The sequence below is a fragment of the Curtobacterium sp. BH-2-1-1 genome (assembly GCF_001806325.1).
Lineage (GTDB): Bacteria > Actinomycetota > Actinomycetes > Actinomycetales > Microbacteriaceae > Curtobacterium.
Map to the genome: position 1 here is coordinate 99493 of NZ_CP017580.1, position 22924 is coordinate 122416.

General features: G+C 70.8%; 22 protein-coding genes. 3 read left to right on the forward strand and 19 right to left on the reverse strand.

Annotated elements, in window-relative coordinates:
- Nucleotides 1-7: 7 nt before the first annotated feature.
- The 3 genes from BJK06_RS00430 to BJK06_RS00440 all read right to left on the reverse strand — a co-directional run bounded on the left by BJK06_RS00430 (nt 8) and on the right by BJK06_RS00440 (nt 2568).
- Nucleotides 8-190: a hypothetical protein gene (locus BJK06_RS00430; RefSeq protein WP_070416260.1), complete on the reverse strand. Its 183-nt coding sequence runs from the start codon at nt 188-190 to the stop codon at nt 8-10.
- Nucleotides 191-320: 130 nt separating this feature from the next.
- Entirely contained in the window at nt 321-950 is a 630-nt protein-coding gene (gene rpsD, locus BJK06_RS00435) for a 30S ribosomal protein S4 (protein ID WP_058726527.1), read from the reverse strand.
- A 241-nt stretch (nt 951-1191) separates the two neighbouring features.
- Entirely contained in the window at nt 1192-2568 is a 1377-nt protein-coding gene (locus BJK06_RS00440) for a replication-associated recombination protein A (RefSeq protein ID WP_083295373.1), read from the reverse strand.
- 128 nt (nt 2569-2696) lie between these two features.
- Here BJK06_RS00440 and BJK06_RS00445 point away from each other — a divergent pair, with 128 nt between their 5' ends.
- Complete coding sequence (locus BJK06_RS00445; RefSeq protein WP_070416261.1) at nt 2697-3512, forward strand: peptidylprolyl isomerase; 816 nt, start codon at nt 2697-2699, stop codon at nt 3510-3512.
- 113 nt (nt 3513-3625) lie between these two features.
- Complete coding sequence (locus tag BJK06_RS00450; RefSeq protein ID WP_175473779.1) at nt 3626-4858, forward strand: DUF349 domain-containing protein; 1233 nt, start codon at nt 3626-3628, stop codon at nt 4856-4858.
- Nucleotides 4859-4922: 64 nt separating this feature from the next.
- Here the strand turns inward: BJK06_RS00450 and BJK06_RS00455 are convergent, their stop codons facing one another.
- From BJK06_RS00455 to BJK06_RS00475, 5 genes are all read right to left on the reverse strand, one after another.
- Entirely contained in the window at nt 4923-5885 is a 963-nt protein-coding gene (locus BJK06_RS00455) for a bifunctional riboflavin kinase/FAD synthetase (protein ID WP_070416262.1), read from the reverse strand.
- An 8-nt stretch (nt 5886-5893) separates the two neighbouring features.
- The gene (locus BJK06_RS00460) at nt 5894-6337 is read right to left on the reverse strand and encodes a hypothetical protein (protein WP_070416263.1); all 444 of its coding nucleotides are present in this window, start codon (nt 6335-6337) and stop codon (nt 5894-5896) included.
- A 78-nt stretch (nt 6338-6415) separates the two neighbouring features.
- Nucleotides 6416-6781 (reverse strand): hypothetical protein, encoded by a 366-nt coding sequence (locus BJK06_RS00465; protein WP_070416264.1) that lies wholly within the window; start codon nt 6779-6781, stop codon nt 6416-6418.
- Nucleotides 6778-7719, reverse strand: a complete 942-nt coding sequence (truB, locus tag BJK06_RS00470) for a tRNA pseudouridine(55) synthase TruB (RefSeq protein ID WP_070416265.1) — start codon at nt 7717-7719, stop codon at nt 6778-6780. The genes BJK06_RS00465 and truB overlap by 4 nt, the downstream gene beginning before the upstream one ends.
- A gap of 28 nt (nt 7720-7747) precedes the next feature.
- Entirely contained in the window at nt 7748-8194 is a 447-nt protein-coding gene (locus BJK06_RS00475; protein ID WP_070416266.1) for a hypothetical protein, read from the reverse strand.
- A 52-nt stretch (nt 8195-8246) separates the two neighbouring features.
- On the opposite strand from BJK06_RS00475, the gene BJK06_RS00480 reads away from it, so the two are divergent.
- The gene (locus BJK06_RS00480; RefSeq protein ID WP_070416267.1) at nt 8247-9158 is read left to right on the forward strand and encodes an A/G-specific adenine glycosylase; all 912 of its coding nucleotides are present in this window, start codon (nt 8247-8249) and stop codon (nt 9156-9158) included.
- A gap of 9 nt (nt 9159-9167) precedes the next feature.
- On the opposite strand, the gene rbfA is transcribed toward BJK06_RS00480, so the two are convergent.
- The 11 genes from rbfA to BJK06_RS00530 all read right to left on the reverse strand — a co-directional run bounded on the left by rbfA (nt 9168) and on the right by BJK06_RS00530 (nt 22923).
- Complete coding sequence (rbfA, locus tag BJK06_RS00485; RefSeq protein ID WP_070416268.1) at nt 9168-9629, reverse strand: 30S ribosome-binding factor RbfA; 462 nt, start codon at nt 9627-9629, stop codon at nt 9168-9170.
- 89 nt (nt 9630-9718) lie between these two features.
- Nucleotides 9719-12586: a translation initiation factor IF-2 gene (gene infB, locus BJK06_RS00490; RefSeq protein ID WP_070416269.1), complete on the reverse strand. Its 2868-nt coding sequence runs from the start codon at nt 12584-12586 to the stop codon at nt 9719-9721.
- A 74-nt stretch (nt 12587-12660) separates the two neighbouring features.
- The gene (locus BJK06_RS18055) at nt 12661-12978 is read right to left on the reverse strand and encodes a YlxR family protein (protein WP_083294949.1); all 318 of its coding nucleotides are present in this window, start codon (nt 12976-12978) and stop codon (nt 12661-12663) included.
- Nucleotides 12979-13044: 66 nt separating this feature from the next.
- The gene (gene nusA / locus BJK06_RS00495) at nt 13045-14040 is read right to left on the reverse strand and encodes a transcription termination factor NusA (RefSeq protein ID WP_070416270.1); all 996 of its coding nucleotides are present in this window, start codon (nt 14038-14040) and stop codon (nt 13045-13047) included.
- Between the two features lie 173 nt (nt 14041-14213).
- Complete coding sequence (locus tag BJK06_RS00500) at nt 14214-15965, reverse strand: proline--tRNA ligase (protein WP_070416271.1); 1752 nt, start codon at nt 15963-15965, stop codon at nt 14214-14216.
- A 193-nt stretch (nt 15966-16158) separates the two neighbouring features.
- Nucleotides 16159-17289 (reverse strand): flavodoxin-dependent (E)-4-hydroxy-3-methylbut-2-enyl-diphosphate synthase, encoded by a 1131-nt coding sequence (gene ispG / locus BJK06_RS00505; protein ID WP_070419067.1) that lies wholly within the window; start codon nt 17287-17289, stop codon nt 16159-16161.
- A gap of 74 nt (nt 17290-17363) precedes the next feature.
- Nucleotides 17364-17924 (reverse strand): cysteine hydrolase family protein, encoded by a 561-nt coding sequence (locus BJK06_RS00510; protein WP_070416272.1) that lies wholly within the window; start codon nt 17922-17924, stop codon nt 17364-17366.
- Nucleotides 17921-19366 (reverse strand): cytosine permease, encoded by a 1446-nt coding sequence (locus tag BJK06_RS00515; protein WP_070416273.1) that lies wholly within the window; start codon nt 19364-19366, stop codon nt 17921-17923. The genes BJK06_RS00510 and BJK06_RS00515 overlap by 4 nt, the downstream gene beginning before the upstream one ends.
- A 35-nt stretch (nt 19367-19401) precedes the next feature.
- Nucleotides 19402-20736 carry an RIP metalloprotease gene (locus BJK06_RS00520; protein ID WP_181015120.1) on the reverse strand — a complete coding sequence of 445 codons (1335 nt, stop codon included), beginning with the start codon at nt 20734-20736 and terminating at the stop codon, nt 19402-19404.
- A 127-nt stretch (nt 20737-20863) separates the two neighbouring features.
- On the reverse strand, nt 20864-21949 hold the full coding sequence (gene dxr / locus BJK06_RS00525; protein ID WP_070416275.1) for a 1-deoxy-D-xylulose-5-phosphate reductoisomerase: 1086 nt from the start codon (nt 21947-21949) through the stop codon (nt 20864-20866).
- Between the two features lie 2 nt (nt 21950-21951).
- The gene (locus BJK06_RS00530; RefSeq protein ID WP_070416276.1) at nt 21952-22923 is read right to left on the reverse strand and encodes an FKBP-type peptidyl-prolyl cis-trans isomerase; all 972 of its coding nucleotides are present in this window, start codon (nt 22921-22923) and stop codon (nt 21952-21954) included.
- Nucleotide 22924: the final 1 nt, after the last annotated feature.

Sequence of the window (22924 nt, forward strand, 5' to 3'; positions counted from 1 at the left end):
TCGTCGGTCAGACGTCGGTGCGGAGCTCGGCCTCGCGAGAGCGGTAGCCCTCGGCGACGGCACCGCGGAAGGCTTCCGCGCGAGCGTTCACGTCGGCGAAGAACCGCGCGCCACCGGGGGTGTTCGCGACCTTGTGCGCGACGGCGAACCCGATGACGACGCCGACGGCGACGAAGAACAGCTGCTTCACGGTGCCTCTCCCTCTTGTGCACGCGAGCGGTGCGTGCCCAGACGATCTTACCGACGACACCGGCCACCGACGCCGAACGGCGGGCCGCCCTCGTGAGAGGACGACCCGCCGTTCGGGTGTGATCAGTGGATCAGCGAGCTGCGTAGTACTCGACGACGAGCTGCACTTCACAGGTCACGGGGACCTCGGCGCGCTTCGGACGACGGACCAGGCGGGCCTGGAGCTTGTCGATCTCGACCTCGAGGTAGCCCGGGACCTTCGGCAGGACTTCCTGGTGCCCACCGGCGGCGGCGACCTGGAAGGGCTCGAGGGACTCGGAGCGCTGCTTCACGTGGATGAGCTGCCCCTCCTTCACGCGGAAGGACGGACGGTCGACGAGCTTGCCGTCGACCAGGATGTGACGGTGCACGATCAGCTGACGGGCCTGCGCGGTGGTGCGGGCGAAGCCGGCACGGAGCACGAGGGCGTCGAGGCGCTGCTCGAGGAGCTCGACCAGGTTCTCACCGGTCAGGCCCTTCGTCTTGCGGGCCTCTTCGAAGACGATGCGGAGCTGCTTCTCGCGGATGCCGTACTGGGCGCGCAGACGCTGCTTCTCACGGAGGCGGACGGCGTAGTCGCTGTCCGCACGACGGCGGGTGCGGCCGTGCTCACCGGGGCCGTAGGGGCGCTTCTCGAGGTAACGGGCCGCCTTCGGCGTCAGCGGGATGCCGAGCGCGCGCGAGAGGCGGGTCTTGCTGCGGGTACGTGACTTGGTAGACACAGGGTCCTTTTCTCTGTCTGAACTGAATGACTCGAGGGGATCCGTCCGACCGTGGGCAACGAGACACACGGAAGGGATCGGTCCCGACGACGGGATCCAGAGGGATGAGCCTGTGGGATCGGACGGCTACAGCCCGAACCTCTGCCCCCGTACCACCGGAGTGGCACTCTGTCCTCGACGCAGCCGTGCTCGAGGACCAGGACGTAGGCCCGGCAATGCTAGCAGGAACTCGGGGCGGCCACTACTCGCCGCGGGTGATCTTCCGGAGGCGCTCGAGTCGCGGCCCGACCTCGCGCTCGAAGCCGTTCGCCGTCGGGGTGTAGTACTCGGTGCCCTCGAGCGCGTCGGGCAGGTACTGCTGCTCGGCGACACCGTGCTCGGCGTCGTGCGAGTAGACGTAGCCCTTGCCGTGGCCGAGCCGCTTCGCGCCGGGGTAGTGGGCGTCGCGGAGGTGCATCGGCACGACCCCGAGCCGCCCGGCCTTGACGTCGGCGATCGCGGCGTTCACCCCGTTGTAGGCGGCGTTCGACTTCGGCGCGGTCGCCAGGTAGACGACCGCCTCGGCCAGGGGGATCCGGCCCTCGGGCATGCCGATGAGCTGGACGGCCTGTGCGGCCGCGACCGCGATGGGCAGGGCCTGGGGGTCGGCCATGCCGATGTCCTCGGACGCCGAGATGATGATGCGACGGGCGATGAACCGCGGGTCCTCCCCCGCCTCGATCATGCGCGCCAGGTAGTGGAGTGCGGCGTCGACGTCGCTCCCCCGGACCGACTTGATGAACGCGCTGATGACGTCGTAGTGCTCGTCGCCCTGGCGGTCGTAGCGGAGCAGTGCCCGGTCGACCGCTGCGGCGACGGTGTCGGCGTCGACGACCGGGACCGTGTCGACGCCGTCGAGGGTCTCGTCCGCGTCGTCGTCCGCCTGCGCTGCGACGGCCGAGGACGCCGCGGCCTCGAGCGCGGTGAGTGCCCGACGGGCGTCGCCGGAGGACAGCCGCACGATGGCGCTGCGGGCCTCGTCGCCGAGGACGACCGATCCGCCGAGTCCCCGCGGGTCCTCGACCGCACGGTCGACGAGCATGCCGAGGTCCTCGTCGGTGAGGGGCTTGAGCGTGAGCAGCAGGGAGCGGGACAGCAGCGGCGAGATGACCGAGAACGACGGGTTCTCGGTCGTCGCCGCGATGAGGATGACCCAACCGTTCTCGACGCCGGGCAGCAGGGCGTCCTGCTGGGCCTTGCTGAAGCGGTGGATCTCGTCGAGGAAGAGGACCGTGGTCGAGCCGTAGAGGTCGCGGTGCGTGAGCGCCTTCTCCATGACCTCGCGCACGTCCTTCACGCCGGCGGTCACGGCCGACAGCTCGACGAACTCGCGACCGGACTGCCGCGCGATCGCCTGCGCCAGGGTCGTCTTGCCGGTGCCGGGCGGTCCCCACAGGATCACCGAGACGCCGCCGGGGTTCTCGCGCGTGCCCGTCGCGAGCTGCACGAGGGGGCTGCCGCGGCCGAGCAGGTGCTGCTGGCCGGCGACCTCGTCGAGGCTGGTCGGCCGCATCCGCACCGCGAGCGGGACGGACCCCTGCGCCAGCCCGGCGCGACCGCCGGTGGTGGGCGCACGCATGCCCGAACGGTCCGCTGCCATGTGACCAATCGTAGGCCGACCCACCGACAGGGGCGTGCCTCCAGGCCTCCGACAGGGCCGTTTACAGTACGCTCGTCGCACACTCGACGAGAGGTACGACCAGCACCGTGGCACCGAAGAACCAGGCGCGTGACAACCGAGAGGCGCGCGAGCGCCTCCGCCTCTACACGGCACGGCAGGGCCTGCACGAACGGCAGCGGCGCCGCCGGGTGCGGGACAACGTCGTCGGCGCCGGTGTCCTCGTCCTCGTCGCGGCGTTGGCGACCGGTTCGCAGCTCGCCTTCGCCGGGTCGCAGGGTGGCGGGGCGGACGCGAGCGCGAGTGCCTCCGCGACCGCGACGCCGACCCCGTCCGCGAGTGCCACCGCCGCGAACACGGGCGACGTCCCGAGCAAGTCCATCGCGAAGGACTCCACCTGGACCGGATCGCTCACCCTCAACAAGGACGTGAAGCTCGGCATCGAGCTGGACGGCGAGAAGGCACCCCAGGCCGCGAGCGTCGAGATCAAGCTCATCCAGGAGCAGTTCTACAACGGCACCACCTGCCACCGACTCGCCGACAGCACCGGGTTCGAGTTCCTGCAGTGCGGCTCCGCGAACGGCGACGGCACGGGTGACGCCGGGTTCCAGTACGGCCCGCTCGAGAACGTCCCGAGCGACGGCAAGTACACCAAGGGCACCATCGCGATCGCCCGCAGCTCGTCGGCGTACTCGCAGACGACTCAGTTCTTCATCGTCTACGGCGACACCACGCTGGACGGCTCCACCGGCGGCTACACCGTCGTCGGGAAGGTCACCAGCGGCCTCGACGAACTCGAGTCGAAGATCACGTCGAAGGGCATCTCCTCCGCCGGCAGCGACGGCACCGGCGAGCCGAAGGTGGCGACCACGATCACCGGCGCGACGATCGAGCAGGAGAAGTAGTCCACAGGCGCGCCGACCCGGCGGGTCGCAGATGCTCTCCGTGCAATAGGCTGACGACCTGACCGTGCCGACGGCGACGTCGGTGATGCACGACCACGATCGAGGCGAGACCTGTGGGACCTGACGAAGCAACGACCTGGGGGCGGGTCGACGAGAACGGGACGGTGTACGTCCGGTACGAGGACACCGAGAAAGCCGTCGGTGAGTACCCGGACGCGACACCCGACGAAGCCCTCGCCTACTTCGCGCGGAAGTACGCCGACCTCGAGGGGCAGGTGAAGATCGCCGAGCAGCGCGTCCAGCGTGGTGCCTCGGCGAACGACGTCGCCCGCACGGTGGAGCACCTGCAGGCCCTCGTGGCCGAGGCCCGCGTCGTCGGCGACCTCAAGTCGCTCGAGACCCGCGTCGCCGCCCTGACCGAGCAGCTCGGTTCCCTGACGAAGGAGCAGGCCGAGCAGGCACAGCAGGCCCTCGCGGACGCCCTGGCGCACCGCACCGCCCTGGTGGAAGAAGCCGAGGCCCTCGCCGCGGTCGACCCGGCACGGGCGCAGTGGAAGCAGATCACCGCGCAGCTCGACGACGTCTTCGCGCGGTGGCAGCAGCACCAGCACGACGGCCCGCGCATCCCCAAGAACGAGGCGAACGAGCTCTGGAAGCGTTTCCGCGCGGCCCGCTCGACCGTCGACCAGCACCGTCGCGCGTTCTACTCCGAGCTCGACGCGCAGCACCGCGACGCCCGCAACCGCAAGCAGGAGCTCGTCCAGCAGGCCGAGGCGCTCGCTCCCCGCGGGTCCGACGCTATCCCGGCGTACCGCGAACTGCTCGACGACTGGAAGGGCGCTGGGCGAGCCGGCAAGCGGCACGACGACGCACTCTGGGCGCGCTTCAAGGCCGCGGGTGACGTGCTGTTCGAGCAGCGCCACGCCGAAGCCGCCGCCGAGAACGTCGAGTACTCGGCCAACCTCGAAGCGAAGCAGGCGCTCCTGACCGAGGCCGAGCCGCTCCTGAAGGTCACCGACCGGGCTGCCGCACGCAAGACCCTCACGGGCATCCAGCGCCGGTGGGACGAGATCGGCAAGGTCCCCCGCGGTGACGTCCGGCGCATCGAGGACCGTCTCCGCGCGGTCGAGGACCACGTGCGCAGCCTCGAGGACGAGCACTGGAAGGCGTCCGACCCGGAGCGCAAGGCCCGTCAGACCGGTCTCGCGAGCCAGCTCGAGGACGCGATCGGCAAGCTCGAAGCGGAGCTAGCCGATGCCCAGGCCTCGGGCGACGCCCGCAAGATCAAGGACGCGCAGGAAGCGCTCGACGCCCGCAAGATCTGGCTCGACGCCCTCGGCGGCTGATCCGCCCCGTACGACGAAGCCCCCGCGACCGTTCGGTCGCGGGGGCTTCGTCGTCGGTACCTGGTCAGACGACGGCGGGGAGCCCCAGCAGCGTCCGGATGTCGCGGTCGTCCTGCCGCATCTGCTCGGCGAGCTCGTCCATCGAGTCGAACTTCACCATGCCCCGCACGTACGAGACGAACAGCACCGAGATCGTGTCGCCGTAGAGGTCGATGTCCACGTCGAGCAGGTGCGCCTCGATCTGCTTCGCCGGCACGCCCTCGAACGTCGGGTTGTTGCCGACCGAGACGGCAGCCGGGTACACCGTGCCGTCGTGCAGCACCCGTGCGGCGTAGACGCCGTCGGCGGGGACGAAGCCCTCGGACGCCGGGTCGAGGTTCGCCGTCGGGTAGCCCATCGCCCGACCGCGCTCGTTCCCGTGCACGACGACGCTCCGCACCGCGTGTTCACGGCCGAGCAGGCGTGCGGCCTCGGCGACGCGGCCGTCCCCGAGGAGTTCGCGGATCCACGTCGAGGACACCCGTCGCTCGCCGTCCGGCCGGACGTCGTCGACCAGGTCGACGTCGTCGATGAGCTCGACGGTGAAGCCGTGCTGCTCCCCCAGCTCGCGCAGGAGGGCGACGTCGCCGGCGCCCTTCGCCCCGAACCGGAAGTCGCTGCCGACGAACACGAGCTGGGCGTGCAGGGTGTCGACGAGGATCTCGGACACGAAGGCCTCTGGTGCCTTCGACTGGAGCTCATGGTCGAACCGGAGCAGCAGGGTGGCGTCGACCCCGACGTCGTCGAGCAGCTCGCGCCGCTGGGCGATGCTCGTCAGGGCGGGCGGCACCTTGTCCGGGTCGATCACGTCGAGTGGGTGGCGGTCGAACGTCACGACCGTGGACACGAGGCCGTGCTCGCGCGCCGCACGCTCGAGGTGCGCGATGACCGCACGGTGCCCGACGTGGACCCCGTCGAACTTCCCGATGGTGACCGCGCTCGGCCCGAAGCCCTGCGCCACGTCGGCGGTGTCGTCGTAGTACTGCACGTCGGTCCCTACTCGCCGGCCGGTACGGCGGACGGGGTCGTCTCGGTCGCGGTGGCGGTGCGGTGGTGCTTGCGGAGCCACCAGAGTCCGGCCACCGGCAGCACCAGCGGCGCGAAGGCGTAGCCCATGCCGTAGTACGACCAGATGGTGTCGTCGGGGAACAGCTGCCGGTCGAAGAGCGACAGCGTGCCGATCACGAGCACGCCGGTCATCTCGAAGACGATCGTGACGCAGGCCACGCGGTACCAGAACCGACCCGGCACGATGAGGGCGATCATCGCGACGATGTACACGACCGCGGCGACGGCGCTGAGGGTGTACGCGAACGGTGCGAACGAGAACTTCTCGATGATCTGCACGACGCTGCGTCCCGTCGCTGCCAGCGCGAGGATGCCGTAGACGGCGATGAGGACGCGGCCGATGCCGGTCGCGAGGGAGGATCTGGTCGCCATTGCACCGATTCTACCGACGGCGGGCGGCCACGATGACGCACCACGACGAACGCGCAGTTGCCGGGTCACGCGAGCGGGTCAGTTCAGGGCGAACCAGATCTGGTACATCCGGTAGACCATCACCGCGACCGTGAACGCACCGGCCCCGAGGACCACCGTGCTCCACTTCGTCCGGTCGATGAGCGCCCAGACGATGGTCGCCGGCGGGACGAGGAGCACCGAGACCGCGTACACGCCGAACTCGAGCGCGTTGCCGACCGGCGGGCTGCCCGTCGCCGGCAGGACGAGGGAGATCACACCCTGGGCGAGGAGCAGCAGCTCGATGAGCGCGAGCGACCCGACCGTGTAGTCGTTCGGCTTCCAGCCGATGAACCCCACGACGACCGCGAAGAGCCCGGCGAGCACGGCGATGACGAGCTGCACCCACATGAACCACTCGATCACGCGCCCACCCCCGATGCCGTCGGGAAGTTGGTGATGACGCGCAGCAGTCCGCGTCGCACCGAGACGAGCCCGACGAGCCGGTCCCCCTCGGTGGCGACGGCCGCGACCGGGCCGTCGGTGTCCGGGTGGTCCGCCGCCACGCGTTTGCCGTCGGCGAGGTCCTTCGCCGCGGCCGCGTCGAGCGGCACGGACGGGAACAGGGTGCGGGCGACGTCGACCGGTCGGGCGAGTGCGGCCCGGACGTCGACGGACTCGTCCTCGAGGTCGATCGCGTCGTCGACGCTGAAGGGGCCGACCTCGGTGCGGCGGAGCGCGGTGAGGTGGGCGCCGGTGCCGAGTGCGGCGCCGACGTCACGGGCCAGCGCGCGCACGTAGGTGCCGGACGAGCACGACACGACCACGTCGAGGTCGATCACGGCAACGTCCTCGCCGTCGACGGAGACGACGCGGTCCCCCCGGCCGGTGACGTCGAACCGCGACACCGTCACGGTCCGGGACTGCAGGACGACCGCTTCACCCTTGCGCGCGAGGTCGTAGGCGCGGCGGCCGTCGACCTTGATGGCGCTGACGGTCGACGGCACCTGCGAGATCTGTCCGCGCTGCGCGGCGACGGCCCGCTCGACCGCGGCCCCGGACACGTCCGCCGAGGACGTGCCCACGGCCGCGGTCGGGGTCCCGTCGGCGTCGTCCGAGTCGGTCGAGACCCCGAGACGGATCGTGGCGGTGTAGGTCTTGCCGAGTCCGACGAGGTGCGTCAGGAGCCGGGTCGACGGGCCGATCCCGAGCAGGAGCAGGCCGGTCGCCATCGGGTCGAGCGTGCCGGCGTGGCCGACCTTCTTCAGACCCAGCCGACGTCGGGCGATGGAGACGACCCGGTGGCTGGAGATCCCCTGCGGCTTGTCGACGAGGAGGATGCCGTCGGGCGCGGTTTCGAGCACCAGAGGAGGTTACCAGCGCTCCGGCGACTCAGCAGACGTCGTTCCACTCGCGACGCGGGTGCTCGGGGTCGGTGACGTCCAGCACCGCGGACGCGGCGATCTTGACGTCGGCGCGGCGTTCGAGGCGGCCGGACTCCTGCTCCACCCACAGCGACCAGCGCCAGAGTCGGTGGGCACCGTGTGCCAGCACCCCGTGTCCGTGCACCACGAGGATGCCGGGGCCCTCGCCGGTGGACCGGAACGGCGCGACGAGGTCGGCCCGCAGCGCGTCGGCGTCGCTCGACGGCGCGGCGGCGGCCATCGCGGACACCCCGTGCTGCTGGAAGCCGTCGACGAGCCCGGAGGCCACGCGTTCGAGGTCGACGCCGTCCTGTCCGTCGATGCCGACGACCGTCCGGTTCGTGCCGACCTGTGCGATCACCTCGGCCGCGATCGCGGCCATGGTGTCGGTCTCCTGGGGTGCCCAACGTGCCATGCACCCACCGTAGGCTGTCGTGGTGAACGCGAGTCGTGCCTCCAGTCCGAATGTGGACAACCCGACCCGTCCACAGGACGCGACCCGAGGAACGGACATCGCGACGCCGCTCATCGCCTGGTTCCGCGCCGAGGCGCGCGACCTGCCGTGGCGGCGTCCCGGGTTCCCCGCGTGGGGCACGCTGGTCAGCGAGATCATGCTGCAGCAGACGCAGGTCGCGCGCGTCGTGCCCCGTCTGGAGGCATGGCTCACCCGCTGGCCGACGCCTGCGGACCTCGCGGCCTCACCCCCGGCGGACGCGGTGCGTGCCTGGGACCGGCTCGGCTACCCGAGACGGGCGCTCGCGCTGCACGCGGCCGCGACGGCGATCGCCGAGCAGCACGACAACGTGGTGCCCCGGGACGTGGACGCGCTGCTCGCGCTGCCCGGGATCGGGGACTACACGGCCCGGGCGGTCGCCGTGTTCGCGTACGGCGACCGGCACCCGGTCGTCGACGTGAACGTCCGGCGCGTCCTCGCCCGCGCCCTGCTCGGCCAGGGCGAACCGGGCCCGGCGAAGGCGAAGCAGGACCTCCCGCTGATGGAGTCGGTGCTGCCGGACGACCGTGACGACGCCGCAGCGACGAACGCCGCGGTGATGGAGCTCGGTGCGCTCGTCTGCGTCGCCCGCTCCCCCGCGTGCGACGCGTGCCCGATCGCCGACCGCTGCGCGTGGCGGGCCGCCGGCTACCCGGAGCACGAGGGCCCACGCGCGCCGAAGCAGGCGAAGTTCGCCGGCAGCGACCGGCAGGTGCGCGGGCTCATCATGGCGGAGCTCCGCGCGAGCGACGTCCCCGTCACGCGCGACGAGATCGAACCGGTGTGGCCCGACGCCGAGCAGCGGGACCGGGCGCTCGCGTCGCTCCTGCGCGACGGACTGGCCGTCGGGGACGACGCGAGCGGCTACCGGCTGCCCGAGGGCTGATCGGACGGGTCAGGCGCGCGCCGCGTCGGCGTCGTCCTCGTCCTCGTCCTCGTCCTCGTCGTGCTTGTACGGGTCGGCGTCGCCGGCGTAGGTCGCGCCGGCCGCGGCTGCACGGACCTGCTCGTCGCGCACCTGGGCCTGCACGAGCAGGTCCTCCATGTGCGCCGAGGTCTCCGGCAGGGCGTCGGCGATGAACTCGAGCGACGGGGTCAGACGAGCGGTGATGTTCTTGCCGACCTCGGACCGGAGCATCCCGGTCGCGGCCTTGAGCGCCGCGGCGGAGTCGGCACGCTCCTCGTCGGTGCCGTACACGGTGTAGAAGATCGACGCGTGCTGCAGGTCACCGGTCACACGGACGTCGGTGATCGTCACGAACCCGAGTCGCGGGTCGCGAAGGCCCTTGTCGAGTCGGCGTGCGACGACTTCCTTGATGCGGTCCGCCATCTTGCGTGCGCGCTGCGGATCGGCCATGGGTGCCTCCTGTGGAGATGTCTTGCTCTGGAACGGGGCTGGGCCCCGACCTCCCGTGAAGGAAGCCGGGGCCCAGGGTAGTCACGCGATCAGTCGCGCGGCTTCTCGACGAGCTCGGTGGTCTCGATCTCGTCGCCGATCTGGATGTCGTTGAACTTGCCCAGACCGATACCGGCTTCGAAGTCCGTGCGGACCTCGGTCACGTCGTCCTTGAAGCGACGCAGCGACTCGATGGCCAGACCATCGGCGAGCACCACGCCTTCGCGGATGACGCGCGCCTTGGCGTTGCGCGTGATCGTGCCGGAGCGGACGATGACACCCGCGATGTTGCCGAACTTCGAGGAACGGAACACCTCGCGGATCTCGGCGACACCCGACTGGACCTCTTCGTACTCGGGCTTGAGCATGCCCTTGAGGGACTGCTCGATGTCCTCGAGTGCGTTGTAGATGACCGAGTAGAAGCGCACGTCGATGCCTTCGCGCGCTGCACGCTCGCGGGCCTTGACGTCCGGGCGGACGTTGAAGCCGACGACGATCGCGTTGTCGATCGTGGCCAGGTCGATGTCCGACTCCGTGATCGCACCGACGCCGCGGTGCAGGATCCGGAGCTGGACGCTGTCGTCGACCTCGATGTCCAGGAGCGACTGCTCGAGTGCCTCGACGGCACCGGAGACGTCACCCTTGATGATGAGGTTGAGCGAGTCGACCTTGCCCTCTTCGAGTGCACGGGTGAAGTCCTCGAGCGAGATGCGCTTGCGGGCCTTGGCCAGCTGGGCGTTGCGCTCGGCGGCTTCACGCTTCTCGGCGATCTGACGTGCCGTGCGGTCCTCTTCGGTGACGAGGAAGGTGTCACCGGCGCGGGGCACCGAGGACAGACCCTGCACCTGGACCGGACGGCTCGGCGTCGCGGCCTTGACCGCCACGCCGTTCTCGTCGGTCATCGCACGGACGCGGCCGTAGGCCGTCCCCGCCACGATGGCGTCGCCGACGTGCAGTGTGCCGGACTGGATGAGCACGGTCGCAACCGAACCACGGCCCTTGTCGAGGCGTGCTTCGATCGCCACACCGCGGGCGTCCTTGTCGGGGTTCGCACGCAGGTCGAGACCGGCGTCGGCCGTGAGCAGCACGGCGTCCAGGAGGTCCTGGATGCCGATGTTCTGACGAGCCGACACGTCGACGAACATGACGTCGCCGCCGTACTCCTCGGCCACCAGGTTGTACTCGGTGAGCTGCTGGCGGACCTTGGCCGGGTTCGCGCCTTCCTTGTCGATCTTGTTCACCGCGACCACGATCGGCACACCGGCCGACTGCGCGTGGTTCAGTGCCTCGATCGTCTGGGGCATGATGCCGTCGTCCGCCGCGACCACGAGGATCGCGATGTCCGTCACCTGGGCACCACGGGCACGCATGGCCGTGAAGGCCTCGTGACCCGGGGTGTCGATGAAGGTGATCGGGCGCTCGATGCCCTCGTGCTCGGTGACGATCTGGTACGCACCGATGTGCTGGGTGATGCCACCGGCTTCACCCTCGACGACCTTCGAGTTGCGGATCGCGTCGAGCAGGCGGGTCTTGCCGTGGTCGACGTGACCCATGACGGTGACCACCGGGGGCCGCTGCTGCAGCACCGAGTCGTCCTCGTCGTCCAGCTCGGCTTCGAGGTCGATGTCGAAGCCCTCGAGGAGCTCCTTGTCCTCGTCTTCCGGCGAGACGATCTGGATCTTGTAGCCCAGCTCCTCGCCGAGGACCTCGAACGTGGCCTCGTCCAGCGACTCGGTCGCGGTCGCCATCTCACCGAGGTGGAACAGCACCGTCACCAGGTTGCCGGGGCTCGCGTCGATCTTGTCCGCGAAGTCCGAGATGCTCGCACCGCGACGCAGACGGACGACCGTGTTGCCGTCACCACGAGGGACCTGCACACCGCCGAGCGACGGCGCCTGCCGCATCTCGTACTCGGCGCGCTTCGTCCGCTTCGACTTGCGGGCACGGCTCTTGCCGCCACCGCGACCGAACGCACCAGCGGTACCGCCACCGGGGCCACGACCGCGGCCACCGCCACCGGCGGGACGCGGGCCGCTGAAGGCCGGACGCGGGAAGCCGCCACCGGCACCACCGGCACCACCCGGACGACCACCGGGGCCGCCACGACCGCCGCCACCCTGGCCCGGGCGCTGCCCGAAGCCGTTCGGACGGCCTGCCTGGCCGGGACCACCGGGACGCGGAGCACCCGGACGGGGAGCACCCGGACGCGGCGGGGCCGGACGCGGGATGCCGTTGCCGCCACCGGCACCGGCGGCGGGGCGCTGGCCCATGCCCTGGTTGGACGAGTACGGGTTGTTGCCCGGACGCGGCGGGCGCGAGCCCATGCCCTGGCTCGACGCGTAGGGGTTGTTGCCGGGGCGTGCGCCCGGCTTCGGGCCACCCGGCTTGGGGCCGGCTGCGGCACCGGGCTTCGGTGCGCCGCCGGGCTTGACGGCGTCGTCCTTCGGCTCGGCTGCTGCGTCGGGACCGGCGTCGCCGGACTGCTCGGCAGCGGCCTTCTCGGCAGCGGCCTTCTCGGCAGCGGCGGCCTTGCGAGCGGCCTCGGCCTCGGCCTGTCGCTGGGCGACGGACTTCGGGGCGGCCGGGGTCGGCACGTCGGCGGCGGGCGCCTGCACCTCGGGCTCGGGCTCGGGGGTGGGTGCCGGACGGGCCGGACCCGGGCGGGGGCCGCCGGGCTTCGGTGCGCCCGACTTCGGCGCCGCGGTCTTGGCCGGCGCGCTCGGGGTCTGTGCCGCAGCGGGCTTCGACGCCGAGGCGCCGTCAGCCTGCAGCGCAGCACGGAGCTTGCGCGCGACGGGGGGTTCGACACTGGAGCTCGGGCCCTTGACGAACTCGCCGAGTTCCTTGAGCTTCTCCATTGCGGTCTTGCTGTCGACACCGAGTTCGGATGCGATCTCGTGTACGCGTGGTTTTGCCACTGTTCTCCTTCACGGGTCCCACCCCGTGGAGGGGCAGGACTCAATGGATGACGGGTCTCATTTCGAGCCGCTCATCAGTTGTCCATAAGCCGTTCAGCCTGTTCTGTCATGTCCTGGTCGCGTGCCTGTGGTTCGGGGCGCCGGAGCGCTTCGAGGTAGTCACGCACCGCGGACGTGTCCGGTTCATGATCGAGCCGGAGTGCCCGGCGGTACGCCTTGCGCTTGACGGCCTGATCATGTGCTTCGACGGTCGGGGTGAGCCACGCTCCCCGCCCCGGCATGACTGCCTTCGGGTCCGCCACAACACGACCGTCGCTCAGGGCGACGACACGGAGGAGGGAGGACCGGGGAGCACGACGGCGACTGCCGATGCATGTTCTGACGGGAACCACCTTACTCCTCCCTCTCGACGACCGCGATCCGGCACGCCCGGACCGGACGTGCCACGAGCGAAACCGTCAGTCCTCGCCGTCCAGGATCGAGTCCGGCTGGATGTCGATCCGGGCGCCCGTGAGCTTCGCGGCGAGGCGGGCGTTCTGCCCTTCCTTGCCGATCGCGAGCGACAGCTGGTAGTCCGGCACGAGGGCGCGGACGGCCTTCGTCGAGGCGTCGAGCACGAAGGCGCTCGTCACCTTGGCCGGCGACAGGGCGCTGGCGACGAACGACGCCAGGTCGGACGAGTAGTCGACGATGTCGATCTTCTCGGCGCCGAGCTCCGTCGTCACGGCACGGACGCGGGCACCGAGCTCGCCGATGCACGCACCCTTCGCGTTCACACCGGGCTCGTTCGCCTTGACCGCGATCTTCGTGCGGTGGCCGGCCTCGCGCGCGAGCGAGGTGATCTCCACGACTCCGGACGCGATCTCCGGGACCTCGAGCGCGAACAGCTTGCGCACCAGGCCGGGGTGGGTGCGCGAGACCGTGATCTGCGGACCCTTCATGCCGCGGCCGACGCTCGTCACGTAGACGCGCAGCCGTGCACCGTGCTTGTAGTCCTCGCCGGGCACCTGCTCCTCCGGCGGCAGGATCGCCTCGACCGTGCCGAGGTCGACGTGCACCATCTTCGGGTTCGGGCCCTGCTGGACGATGCCCGCGACGATGTCGCCTTCCTTGCCGCGGAACTCACCGAGGATCTTGTCGTCGCCGATGTCGCGCAGGCGCTGGTTGATGACCTGCTTGGCGGCGAACGCGGCGATGCGACCGAAGTCGCTGGGCTGGTCGACGGCCTCGCCGATCACGGTGCCCTCGTCGTCGCGCTCGGGCACGTAGACCGAGACCTCGCCCGACTTGCGGTCGAGCTCGACGCGGACGTCCGCGTCGACGGGCTCCTCGTTCTCGGTGCGGTGCTTCTGGTACGCCGTCAGGATGGCCTGTTCGATGATCTGGACGAGTTCGTCGAACGGGATCTCCCGCTCACGCTCCATGAGTCGCAGGACTGCGAGATCGATCTTCACCGAGGGCCTCCGTATTCAGATGAGTCGCTCCCGCGGATGGAACCGCGCGGAAGTCGGCGACCAGACTACCGCACTGCGGGTCGCGGACCCGGCCGGACGACGGACGGGAGGCACGGTGCCAGCTGGCACCGCGCCTCCCGTCCGTCGTGTCGTCACGTCGGGGACGTGACCCGCTAGATCGCGCGGACCGCCTCGAGCAGCTCGGCGACCGGCATGTCGCGGCGTTCGCCGCTCGCCCGGTTCCACAGTTCGACGACGCCGTCGGCGGCGCCGCGACCGGCGACGACGACGATCGGCATGCCGAGGAGCTCGGCGTCGCGCAGCTTCACGCCGGGCGAGACCTTCGGACGGTCGTCGTAGAGGACCTCGAACCGTTCGCCCTCGAGCTCGGCGACGATCGACGTGGCCAGGTCGTAGGCGACCTCGTCCTTGCCGGTCGCGACGACGTGCACGTCGAACGGTGCGACGTTCTTCGGCCAGGCGAGGCCCTTCTCGTCGTTGTGCGCCTCGGCGAGGATGGCGAGGATGCGCGTCACGCCGATGCCGTACGAGCCCATCGTGACCGTGGCGAGCTTGCCGTTCTCGTCCTGCACCTTGAGGCCGAGCGCCTCGGCGTACTTGCGGCCGAGCTGGAAGACGTGGCCGATCTCCATGCCGCGCGCGGTCTCGAGCGGGCCGGAGCCGTCGGGGGCCGGATCACCGGCACGGACGTCGGACACCTCGGCGACGCCGTCGGCCACGAAGTCACGACCGGCGACGAGGCCGGAGACGTGCACGCCGCGCTCGTTCGCGCCCGTGATCCACGCGGTGCCGTCGACCACGCGGGGGTCGACGAAGTAGCGGATGCCCGTCGTGCTCTCGGCACCGAGGACCTGCGGGCCGATGTAGCCCTTGACAAGGCTCTTGTGCTTGCGGAAGTCGTCGTCACCGGCGGGCTCGACCTCTGCCGGGGCGAAGGCCACCTCGGCGCGCTTCAGGTCGACGTCGCGGTCACCGGGGAGCCCGACGACGACGATCTCGCGCGTGCCGTCGAGGTGCGTCAGGGCGAGCACGACGTTCTTCAGCGTGTCGGCGGCCGTCCAGGGGGCGCCCTCGCGCGGTGCGATCTCGTTCGCGTGCGCCACGAGCGTCTCGATCGTCGGGGTGTCCGACGCGGGCAGGAGCACGGGTTCGGGCTGCCCTTCGATCGGCAGGGCCTCCGGCACCGGGGTGACGTAGGCCTCGACGTTGGCCGCGTAGCCGCCGGCACTGCGGACGAAGGTGTCCTCGCCGACGCCGATCGGGTGCAGGAACTCCTCGGACTTCGAGCCGCCCATCGCGCCGGCGTCCGCCTTGACGATGACGTACTCGAGACCGAGTCGGGCGAAGATCTTCTCGTAGGCGTCGCGCATGACCTGGTAGCTGCGCTCGAGGCCCTCGTCGGTGAGGTCGAACGAGTACGCGTCCTTCATGGTGAACTCGCGGCCGCGCAGGAGTCCGGCGCGGGGGCGTGCCTCGTCGCGGTACTTGTCCTGGATCTGGAACAGCGTGACGGGGAGGTCCTTGTACGAGCCGTACAGGTCCTTCACCAGGAGCGCGAACATCTCCTCGTGCGTGGGCGCGAGCAGGTAGTCGGCGCCCTTGCGGTCCTGCAGGCGGAACATGCCGTCGCCGTACTCGGTCCAGCGGTTCGTCGCCTCGTACGGCTCGCGCGGCAGGAGCGCCGGGAGCAGGACCTCCTGCGCGCCGGCGGCGACCATCTCGTCGCGGATGATCGCCTCGATGCGGGCGCGGACCCTCAGACCGAGCGGCAACCACGCGAAGATCCCCGGGGACTGGCGACGGACGTAGCCGGCGCGGACGAGGAGCTTCGCGCTCGTCACCTCGGCGTCGGAGGGGTCGTCGCGGAGCGTACGGAGGAACAGATGCGAAAGCCGTGTGACCACGGGGCAAGCCTAGCGGCGCGTGGGAGTGGGTGCGGCGGGCGTCTGCGGTCGGGAGGCGCGGTGCGGGCTGGCACCGTGCCTCCCGCCCTGCGTTCGGTCCGGTGTGCGGCACTTCGTGAGCAGAAGAGGTCGGGTGCGTTCGCGCGACCCGACCTCTTCTGCTCACGAAAGCGCTGCGCGCGCCCGCGCGCGCCTACGACGTGACGACGAGCGGCTTGCCGGTGCCGGCCGCCGGCCCCATCTCGTCGGCGAGACGGTTCGCCTCGGTGATGAGGGTCTCGACGATCTCGGCTTCCGGAACCGTCTTGATGACCTCGCCCTTGACGAAGATCTGCCCCTTGCCGTTGCCGGACGCGACGCCGAGGTCGGCCTCACGCGCCTCGCCCGGGCCGTTCACGACACAGCCCATGACGGCGACGCGGAGTGGCACGGTCATGCCCTCGAGCCCCTTCGTCACGTCGTTCGCCAGCTGGTAGACGTCGACCTGGGCCCGGCCGCAGCTGGGGCACGAGACGATCTCGAGCTTGCGCTCGCGGAGGTTGAGCGACTGCAGGATCTGCAGGCCGACCTTGACCTCTTGCGCGGGCGGGGCGGAGAGGGACACGCGGATTGTGTCGCCGATGCCCTCGGCCAGCAGGATGCCGAACGCCGTGGCGCTCTTGATGGTGCCCTGGAACTCCGGGCCGGCCTCGGTCACGCCGAGGTGCAGCGGCCAGTCCCCCGCCGCGGCGAGCTGCCGGTAGGCCTTCACCATGACGATCGGGTCGTTGTGCTTGACCGAGATCTTGAAGTCGTGGAAGTCGTGCTCCTCGAACAGGGAGGCTTCCCACACGGCGGACTCGACGAGCGCCTCGGGCGTCGCCTTGCCGTACTTCTGCAGCAGGCTCGGCTCGAGGGAACCGGCGTTGACGCCGATGCGGAGCGAGACGCCGGCGTCCTTCGCGGCCTTGGCGATGGCGCCGACCTGGTCGTCGAACTTCCGGATGTTGCCCGGGTTCACGCGGACCGCGGCACACCCGGCGTCGATGGCCTGGAAGACGTACTTCGGCTGGAAGTGGATGTCGGCGATCACCGGGATCTGCGACTTCTTCGCGATGATCGGCAGCGCGTCGGCGTCGTCCTGGCTCGGCACCGCCACGCGGACGATGTCGCAGCCGGACGCCGTGAGCTCGGCGATCTGCTGGAGGGTCGCGTTGATGTTCGTCGTCGGCGTCGTGGTCATCGACTGGACGGACACCGGCGCGTCGCCGCCCACGAGCACCTTGCCGACCCGGATCTGCCGGGACTTGCGGCGCGGGCTCAGGGTTTCGGGGACTTTCGGCAGACCGAGGTTCACTGCAGGCACGAGGTGCACTCTACGCGCTCCCGGTGACGCCCAGCCCCGCGCACGCGTGATGCTCAGACGACGGTGATGAGCGGCGCGTAGAGCCGCATCGCCGCGAGGGCGCGCTCGTGGTCCTCGTCGCTCGCCCCGGCGCACGCGTCCGCCACGACGGTCACCGTCGCGCCGGCGTCCGCGGCCGCCAGCGCGGTCGACAGGACGCAGCAGTCGGTGGACACCCCGACCAGGACGAGGTGCGGGTGGTCGCCGGTGACGGCCTGGAGGCGCGTCCCCCACTTGCCGAAGGTCGTCTCGGTGACGACGGGGTCGCGTCGGTCCGCCGCGGCCGTCGCGAACGGTTCGGTCAGGTCCCAGAGCGGGTCGGTGTCCGGCACGAGCGCGAACGACCAGTCCCGGTAGTAGGGCACCCAGGCACCCCGCGGGTGCTCCGGAGCGACGAAGCGGGTGAACACCGTGCGGCCGGTGAACCGCGGGAGCAGGCGCTCGATCCCGGCGGCGGCGTGGTCGAAGCGCCCGGTGGCCCAGGGGCTCTCGCCCGTGAAGACCTCCTGCATGTCGACGACGACGAGCCACGCGTCCTCCGGTACCCCGGCGACGGCGGCCTCGACCGCGCTCATGCCTGCTCCTGCCGGCGGACCGAGCCGCGGGCGAACAGCAGGGTGCCGAGGAACCCGACGACGAGCGCCACGAGCACCCCGAGGTTCGCGTACGCCCAGGCACCGGTGCGCCCGCCGAGGCCGAACGGCTTGAGCAGGTACCCCTGCCAGTTGAGCCAGGACGGCACGCCGTACGTGTTCGTCACCAGGCCCCAGCCGAGCGCGGTCCCCACGACGACGAGACCGACGGCGAGCCAGCGCACGTCGCCGTACCGGCCACGGCGGTCCTCGAGCTCCCGCTCCGCGTAGGGCGCCCGGCGGATCACGACGTCGGCGACGAAGACCCCGCACCACGCGGCGATCGGCACGCCGAGCGTCACGAGGAACGCCTGGAACGGCTTGATGAACGAGTCGGCGAAGAACACCACGTACACGGCGCCCGCCACCATGAACACGCCGTCGACCCCGGCCGCGACGGGCCTCGGGATGCGGATGCCGGCGCTGAGCAGGGCCAGTCCGGAGCTGTAGATGTCGAGCACCGCACCGCCGACGAGCCCGAGCACCGCGACGAGGGCGAACGGGATGAGGAACCACACCGGCAGCACGGTCGTCAGCGCACCGATCGGGTCGGCGGCGATCGCCGTGTTGAGGTCCTTCGACGAGCCGGCGAGCAGGACGCCGAGCACGACGAGCACGATCGGCGCGAGCGCCCCGCCGAACGTGGTCCACCAGACGACCCCGCGGGTCGAGGCCGACCGTGGCAGGTACCGCGAGTAGTCCGCGGCGGCGTTCACCCAACCGAGGCCGAACCCGGTCATCACGAGCACGAGGGCGCCGACGACGTTCTGGGCGCTCCCGGCCGGCAGCGCGGTGATCGCACCGAGGTCGATCGAGGGCAGCGCGAGCACCACGTAGACGATCGTCAGCACCGCGGTGATGACGGTGATCCACGTCTGCAGCCGCATGATCACGTCGAACCCGGCGATGCCCGCACCGACGACGAGTGCGGCGACGACCACGAGTGCGACGAGCTTCGTCAGGACGCCGCCGTCCCACCCGAGCTCCCGGAACACCGTCGACGTGGCCAGGACCGCCGCCGACGCGAGCGCGGTCTCCCACCCGACGGTGAGGATCCAGCTGAGGAACGCCGGCAGCCGGTTCCCCCGGACGCCGAACGCCGCGCGGCCGAGCACCATCGTCGGTGCCGAGCCTCGTTTACCGGCGATGGCGACGATCCCGCACAGCAGGAACGAGAACGCGACCCCGATGACGGAGACGATCGTGGCCTGCCAGAAGGAGATGCCGAACCCGAGGACGAACGAGCCGTACGACAGGCCGAGCACCGAGATGTTCGCCGCGAACCACGGCCAGAAGAGGTCCCTCGGACGTCCCTTCCGGTCGGACTCGGCGATGACGTCGGTGCCCTGCCGCTCGACCGTGCGGACTTCCGGAGCTGTGCTCATGTGCGAAAGCGTAGTGCGCGGCCGAGAGGTCGTCGCTACCCGAACAGGTTCACGGGGCGGACGATGTCGGCGTAGATGAGCAGGGCGCTCATGCCGGCGAGCAGGACCACGACGACCATCGTCAGCGGCATCGTCTTCGCGAGGTCGATCGGCCCCGGGTCCGCCTTGCCGACCAGCGTGAAGGAGCGGCGCTTCACGGCCTCCCACAGCGCGCCGGCGATGTGGCCACCGTCCAGCGGCAGGAGCGGCACCATGTTCAGGACGAACAGGCCGATGTTCAGCGAGGCGAGCAGTCCGAGGATCGTGTACGCCTTGTCGACCACCGGCACGCCGCTCATCGACGAGACCTCGCCGATCGCGCGGCCGACGCCGACGACCGACACCGGGCTGTCCTGCGACCGCTCCTGCGAGCCGAACGCCGCGTTCCACACCGCGACGAGCCGCTGCGGCAGGTCGATGATGAGGTGCGCCGACGCCGAGATCTGCGCCCCGGTGGCCGGCAGTACCGCGGCCGGCGACTGCCGCACGAGCGACTGGCCGATGCTCACGCCGACGACGCCGACCTGCTGCGTCTTCGTGCTGCCGTCGTCGTTCTTCGCGACCGTGCCGTCGGCTGTGTAGACGTCCCGCGTGGCGGTCGTCGGCGTGATGTGCAGCGTCTTCTCGGCGCCGCCGCGGGACACCACGACGGTGACGTCCTCGCCGGCGGACCGCTGGAAGACCTCGGAGACCTGGGCGATCGTCGGGTCCTGCTTCCCGTCGACCGAGAGCACGACGTCGCCCGACCGGATGCCGGCCTGCTTCGCCGGCGAGACGGCGTCCCCGGAGGTGCACGTCGTCGCCTGGCTCGTCGGCAGCACGCAGTCGACGCTCGATGTGAACGTGGTCGTCGGCGCACCGAACCCGACGAGCAGCACCCCGAACAGCACGATGCCGATCACGAGGTTCATCGCCGGACCAGCGACCATCACGATGATCCGCTTCCACGGGGTCAACCGGTAGAACGCACGCGAGTCGTCGCCGCCGGAGTCCGCGATCTGCTCGGCGCTCGCCTGCCGGGCGTCCTGCACGAAGGCGCCGTACATGCCCGTGTTCGTGATCGCACTCGGTCGCCCGGACGCCCGCGGCTTGAGCATGCCGACCATCGAGATGTAGCCGCCGAGCAGGATCGGGCGGATGCCGTACTCGGTCTCGCCCCGCCTGAACGACCAGATCGCCTTGCCGAAGCCCAGCGAGTACTGGGTCACCTTGACGTTGAACAGCTTCGCGAAGGACAGGTGCCCCAGCTCGTGGAGTCCGATCGAGACCAGCAGGCCGATGATGAAGACGACCACGCCGAGGACGAAGAGCAGGACGGTTTCGACGGTCACCGGGAAAGGGTACGGGACGGTTCCCATGACCGAGCCGAGCGCACCCTGGGAGGTGCGCCGCGCCTCCTGGACCGCCCGGTCCGTCTGCTCCCGCAGCCGTGCTGACGGACGGGAGGCGCGACTCGCCTCAGCGGGACAGCATGCGGTCGGCCGCGGTGCGCGCCCAGCGACCCGCTGCCAGCACGCCCTCGAGGGAGGGCTCCCCCGCCGTGTGCTCGTCGACCACGCGCTCGACCGTGTCGACGATGTCGAGGAAACCGATCGCTCCCGCGTGGAACGCGGCCACGGCCTGCTCGTTCGCCGCGTTGAACACGGCCGGGAACGTCCCCCCGAGCTGCCCGACGCGCTTCGCGAGGGCGACTGCACCGAAGGCCTCGTCGTCGAGGGGCTCGAACGTCCAGGTGCTCGCCGACGTCCAGTCGAGCGGCACCCCGACGCCCGGGACCCGGTCGGGCCACGCGAGACCGAGGGCGATGGGCAGCCGCATGTCCGGCGGCGACGCCTGTGCGATCGTCGAGCCGTCGACGAACTCGACCATCGAGTGCACGATCGACTGCGCGTGCACCGTCACGTCGATGCGGTCGTAGGGGACGTCGAAGAGCAGGTGGGCCTCGATGACCTCGAGGCCCTTGTTGACGAGCGTCGCCGAGTTCGTCGTGACCACGAGGCCCATGTCCCACGTCGGGTGGGCGAGCGCCTCGGCCGGGGTGACGTCCGTGAGGTCCGCGCGCGACCGCCCGCGGAACGGGCCACCGCTCGCGGTGAGCACGAGCCGGCGGACCTCGTCCGTCGTGCCGGAGCGGAGCGCCTGGGCGATGGCGGAGTGCTCGCTGTCGACCGGGACGATCTGGCCGGGTGCAGCGGCGGCCTGCACGAGCGGGCCGCCCACGATGAGGCTCTCCTTGTTCGCCAGCGCCAGCGTGGCGCCGGACTCGAGCGCGGCCAGGGTGGGGCCGAGGCCGACCGACCCGGTGATGCCGTTGAGGACGACGTCGGCCTCGACGCTGCGGACCAGGCGTTCGGTGTCCGCGGCGCCGAAGGCAGTGTCACGGACGCCGAAGCGTGCGGCCTGCTCGGCGACCACGGCGCGGTTGCTGCCGGCGGTGAGGCCGACGACCTCGAAGCGGTCGGGGTTGCGGGCGACGACGTCGAGTGCCTGGGTGCCGATCGAGCCGGTGCTGCCGAGGATCGCGATGCGCCGCTTCTGGCGCACGGTCAGCCCTTGGCGAGGATGTCGACGACGAAGACGAGCGTGGCGTTCTTCGGGATGCCCGAGCCCTCCTGCGGGTTCGCGCCGTAGCCGTCCTCCGGCGTGACGACGATGAGGACCTGCGAGCCGACCTTCTGGCCGACCAGCCCGGTCACGAAGCCCTTGATGAGCGAGCCCTCGGAGATGGTGAAGGTCGTCGGGACGCCCTTCGACCACGAGGAGTCGAACTCCTTGCCGGTGTCGTAGACGACGCCCTTGTACTGCACGAGCGCGGTGTCGCCGTCGGCGATGGTGTCGCCGGTGCCCTGCTTGATGACTTCGGGCGTGGTCTTCGACGGTGCCGCGACGCCCTTGGGGATGGTGATCTCCGGCTCGCCGTCCGCCTTGTCCTGCACGGTCGGGAGCTTCGGGTCCTGCTGCTGGGCCTTCCCGGTGGCCTTCGTCGGGGTCTGCGCCACGACGTCGGCGACGACGACGATCTCGCCGCCGGTGTTGAAGCCGAGCGCCGACGACTGACCGACCGCCGCGATGCGGTCACCGACCTTCGAGCACGCCAGGAGGGCGCCGAAGCCCGAACCGCCCACCGAGAGGACCTGCGGGTTGCCCTGGTCGAAGCCGACCGTGCCGAGCTTCTTCGCGTCCGACGCCTGGTACACGCTGTACGAGACCTGCGCGTAGTCGCCCTCGTCCAGCGACGCACCCTTGCCGCGCACGACCGTGCTCGCCTGGGGCTTGCTCGCCGTGAGGCCGCCCGTGAACTTCACCGTCGGTGCCGTGCTGCCGCCGAACGCACCGGACACCCTGATCGCCTTCGACGCCGAACCCGGGTCGGGGCAGGACGTGATGGCCGCGGCGGTCGCGCTCGACGACGCACTCGGGGTGGCGGTCGAGTCGCTCGACCCGGATCCGGAGCACGCGGCGAGTCCCAGCACGACGGCGGGGACGAGGGCGATCGGGAGGAGACGCAGACGCTTCACG